Source organism: Terriglobales bacterium, from assembly GCA_035567895.1.
Lineage (GTDB): Bacteria > Acidobacteriota > Terriglobia > Terriglobales > Acidobacteriaceae > Gp1-AA112.
The window spans coordinates 1-4,142 of sequence record DATMPC010000078.1 but is presented as its reverse complement, the minus strand read 5'-3'; the positions used below and the strand labels follow the sequence as shown (position 1 = coordinate 4,142).

5 protein-coding genes are annotated in these 4,142 nt (G+C 54.8%); 3 read left to right on the top strand and 2 right to left on the bottom strand.

Translation table 11 applies throughout. The annotated features are described in order from the left end of the window. Window positions 1-111 precede the first annotated feature (111 nt). The 3 genes from VNX88_15950 to VNX88_15940 all read left to right on the top strand — a co-directional run bounded on the left by VNX88_15950 (window position 112) and on the right by VNX88_15940 (window position 2,045). Window positions 112-1,263: an AAA family ATPase gene (locus VNX88_15950; protein HWY70161.1), complete on the top strand. Its 1,152-nt coding sequence runs from the start codon at window positions 112-114 to the stop codon at window positions 1,261-1,263. A gap of 342 nt (window positions 1,264-1,605) precedes the next feature. After that, window positions 1,606-1,797: a type II toxin-antitoxin system VapB family antitoxin gene (locus tag VNX88_15945; protein HWY70160.1), complete on the top strand. Its 192-nt coding sequence runs from the start codon at window positions 1,606-1,608 to the stop codon at window positions 1,795-1,797. Then, window positions 1,797-2,045: a hypothetical protein gene (locus VNX88_15940; GenBank protein ID HWY70159.1), complete on the top strand. Its 249-nt coding sequence runs from the start codon at window positions 1,797-1,799 to the stop codon at window positions 2,043-2,045. Before VNX88_15945 ends, VNX88_15940 begins: the two co-directional genes overlap by 1 nt. Window positions 2,046-2,747: 702 nt before the next feature. On the opposite strand, the gene VNX88_15935 is transcribed toward VNX88_15940, so the two are convergent. Beyond that, window positions 2,748-3,722: an L-lactate dehydrogenase gene (locus VNX88_15935; GenBank protein HWY70158.1), complete on the bottom strand. Its 975-nt coding sequence runs from the start codon at window positions 3,720-3,722 to the stop codon at window positions 2,748-2,750. Window positions 3,723-3,733: 11 nt separating this feature from the next. Then, window positions 3,734-4,142, bottom strand: a 409-nt coding sequence (locus tag VNX88_15930; GenBank protein ID HWY70157.1) for an SDR family oxidoreductase, incomplete at its 5' end; no start/stop codon positions are given.

Sequence of the window (4,142 nt, the reverse complement as noted above, 5' to 3'; positions counted from 1 at the left end):
ACTTTACAAACTTCGATGGGTGAACGACTACAAGGCTGTTGCATAATGGCACTGCAGTTGCCATTATGCGCCTCAATATAGCAAATCAGTTGCCATTTTGAGTTGAATATAATGGTCTTCATTCCGCGGGTATTCACGCCTCCGAAACATCATTTCTTCTTGTTAGGTCCCAGAGGGACCGGCAAGACCGCATGGTGCATGAAACAATTTGCTGATGCCCTGCGGATCGACCTACTGGATGGCGCCGTTATGCGCGAATACTCCAGCCGGCCCGAAAGACTCGTCGCAAACGTCATGGCCAACCTCGACAGAAAGCAGATCGTCATCGATGAAATTCAAAAGCTGCCGGAACTTTTGAATGCCGTACACCTGTTGATCGAACGCAAAACTGGACAGCAGTTCATATTGACCGGCTCGAGCGCACGCAAACTTCGCCGCCAAGGAGTCAATTTGCTCGGTGGGCGTGCCGCGGAAAAATATCTTCATCCTTACATGGCCTGCGAGCTCGGCAACCGCTTTGACCTTCAAACAGCACTGAACCAAGGATTGCTGCCGGTCGTTTGGGGGGCGAGCGACCCACAGGAGATTCTGAAAGCTTATAACGGTCTATACCTGCGCGAAGAAGTTCAAATGGAGGGGTTTGTTCGCAACGTCGGAGATTTTGCACGGTTCCTTGAAACCATGAGCTTTTCACACGCCTCCGTCTTGAATCTGGCGAACATCGCCCGCGATTCACATATCAACCGCAAGACAGTGGAAAACTACCTGCACATTCTCGAAGATTTGTTGCTTGGCTTCCGTATCGAGGTGTTCACCAAGCGCGCCAAGCGTGAGCTCGCCGCTCATCCAAAGTTTTTTTTCTTCGACACCGGCGTATTTCGAGCGAATCGCCCACAAGGACCCCTGGACTCTCCTTCTGAGCTGAACGGGCTGGCGTTGGAAGGACTAGTAGCCCAGCATATGCGCGCTTGGTGCGACTATTCTGCCGGCACACATCACCTACATTACTGGCAGACCAGGGCGCGAGTGGAGGTCGACTTTATCATTTACGGAGAATCGGGCTTGTACGCCGTCGAGGTAAAGAATTCACAACGCGTCCGGCCGGAGGACCTCAGAGCGCTGAAATCCTTTGCCGAGGACTATCCGAAGGCTCAACTTTATTTGCTTTACCGAGGCAAAGACCGACTCTTACAGGATGGCGTCCTGTGTATTCCGTGCGAAGAATTCCTGTTGGCGTTGAAACCCAATAGATTTCCCAGTTGATCGACTCGAGCAAACGACACGGGGATAGGGATGAGCGTAGATTCGATTCGAGCTTTGGATTTTCCGGAGCTTCGAATTCATTGATATCACTGATGAAATCTGCGGATCTGGTGGGCCGTGTAGCCACCACATCTAGGTCGCAAATCATTGATTTATAGATTAATAAAATCGACTTGATCCGCCGATGCCCCCGGTCATGCCCCCACGAATGGGTGGCTGTTGATGGAGGTCCTCGGACGACGCTTCATGACCAGTACGCGTATCTGGTCGGGCCACCGCGATCTTTGTCCTATCTCAGTGGGAGCCCTATATTGTGTATGAAATCGTCTCGGAGTACACATTATGCGCACCAATATCGTCATTGATGAGAAGTTGATGAAGGAAACGCTTCGACTCACCGGATTGAAAACTAAGCGAGAGGCGGTCGAGTTGGGGCTGCGCACGATCGTTCGCTTGCGCAAACAGCAAGCGATCCGCCGGTTTCGCGGCAAGCTTCCGTGGCGGGGTGACTTGGACGCAATGAGAACGGACTGATGATATTGGTCGATACCAGCGTCTGGATCGACTACTTTCGCGGCGTTGCCACTCCGCAGTCTGACAAACTGGACACTCTTCTTGGCGTGGAACAGGTGTTTACCGGCGATTTGATATTGACCGAGGTCTTACAAGGATTCGTCAGCGAGCGCGATTTCAATCGAGCCCGGAAACTGTTGGCTTCGATCCCTCTGGTCCCACTCGTCGGTGGAAGATATCGCGTTTCAAGCGGCCAGGAACTTCCGTAGACTCAGGGCCCTAGGGATAACGATTCGGAAGACGATTGATACGCTGATCGCGACGAGTTGCATCGAGAAGGAACTCTCATTGTTGTACAGCGATCGCGATTTTGATCCGTTTGTTCAACATCTCGGACTGCAATCGGCGAACTGAGCCGGCGCTATTTGGCCACACGTCCGGAAGCGGTTGAAGCTCGGGTTCTCGCTATGCGTGCCGATCTTATGGCCGCCCTGCGCCAGCACATCAAGGGGCGGGGTTGGACGCAAAGTAAGGCCGCTAAGGAACTCGGCATCACTCAGCCCCGTGTATCAGCACTGATGAAAGGTGCTTGGCGGGATTTCAGCGCCGACATGTTGTTGGTGTTGGCTTCCCGAGTGGGATTGCAAGCTACATTAAAGTTGGCTGCTTGATTACTTAAGTCTCCACTCGTCGCCCGGGATGACCGCAAAATGCTCTGTTACCCCCAATGCACCCGAACCCAGTCATGCCCCCACCAAATGATGGCTGTATCCGGCGCTCCGTGGACGTCACAACTTCTCAGCCTCAGCCGGCAATTCGAGTCGTCCGTCTCGGAGCAGGTGAATAAAATGAACGTGGGCTTCACTACCAGAGCTCCCAGACCAAAAGTAAATTGACGACGGCCAAGCCGGCCAGCAGTATCTGGTGGCCCCACCGGGCAACGAACGAAACCATGAATGCACTCTTGCGAATCAGGAAGAAAGGTCCAGCATTTGCAGGTGCCGCCGGAGAATGTGAGCGGATTTCTTTAGGGCTCCGCTTTCCTCGTCGTTCAACTGAACGGGCAGGACTCGATCGACGCCGTCTCGGGTAATGATCGCCGGCAGCGATAGAAACACTTCCCCGACATTCATTTGCGCCGGCGCTAAATTGGACACAGTGAGAACCGCGTGCTCGTCACGCAAAATCGCGCTCACTATGCGAGTCAGCACCGCGCTGATTCCGTACTGCGTGGCGCCTTTGCTTTGAATGATCTGGAGACCGCCATTTCGCGTCTCGTTAGCGATGACCCGTAGAGCGGAGTCGTCGCATGGTAGCCGTCGCTCGCGGCAAAATTCCTCCAACGACGTGCCCGCGATCCGCGCCGAAGACAACAAGGCGACTTGGCTGTCTCCGTGTTCGCCGAGGATGTACGCGTGCACGTTGTCGGCAGCCACTCCGTAGTGTTCCGCGATCCGTCGTCGAAAGCGCAACGTATCAAGACTCGTTCCTGATCCAATGACGCGACTTACAGGCAGCCCGGACCACTTCCATGCCGCATGCGTCAGTACGTCGACCGGGTTGGATGCGATCAACAGAACACCCTTGGGTTCCTGGCGCGCAACTTCTCGGATGACTTCCTTCAGAATTGCCCCGCTTTCTCTGAGGTCATTCAACCTCGAGTGCGGCCTTTGAGAAGCCCCGACAGTGATGATGATTACGTCCGCGGCGGCGCAATCCGAGTAGTCGCCCGCGACGATGCGCGTAGGACGAGAATACAGAGCCGCGTCACGTAGGTCGTTTACGTGACCCTCAACTCTCTTCCGGTCCCGCCCGACAAGGACGATTTCGGAGGCGGTACCAGAGACGAGCAACGCGTGCGCCGTCGTGGTACCGACCAATCCGGCTCCAACAATCGCCACGCTAGCGACCGGGTGCGCGAAACGGTGTGCTACCGAGCTGTTCACGATGAAACCACCTAAATCAGAGCTCCGTTTACTCGGATGTTTTGCCCAGAGATCCATGCCGCCTCATCCGACGCGAGCCACGTCACGGCATTGGAGATATCGGCCGGCTCGCCAATACGGTTGAAGGCCGAGAGACTCGCCATACGTTTGATGTCGTCCGCGGTCTTTCCTGTCGTAAAGAGATCTGTCATCACCGGACCCGGTGACACAACATTTACACGGATGCCTCTGAAACCCATCTCTTTCGCGAAGACGTGGCTCATTTGCTCCACCGCGCCCTTCGTAGCCACATACGTAGCGTAGGTGGGCAGCGCAAGGGCCGTGGTGGAAGACGAGAAGTTTATGATCACGCCGTTGCTCTTCAGACGCGAAGCGGCGAGCTGACAGGTTAGGAAGGTACCCTTTACGTTTACCGCGAAG

Coding starts and splice junctions, on each gene's coding strand:
- VNX88_15950 (HWY70161.1), top strand. CDS start 112: ATGGTCTTCATTCCGCGGGTATTCACGCCTCCGAAACATCATTTCTTC.
- VNX88_15945 (HWY70160.1), top strand. CDS start 1,606: ATGCGCACCAATATCGTCATTGATGAGAAGTTGATGAAGGAAACGCTT.
- VNX88_15940 (HWY70159.1), top strand. CDS start 1,797: ATGATATTGGTCGATACCAGCGTCTGGATCGACTACTTTCGCGGCGTT.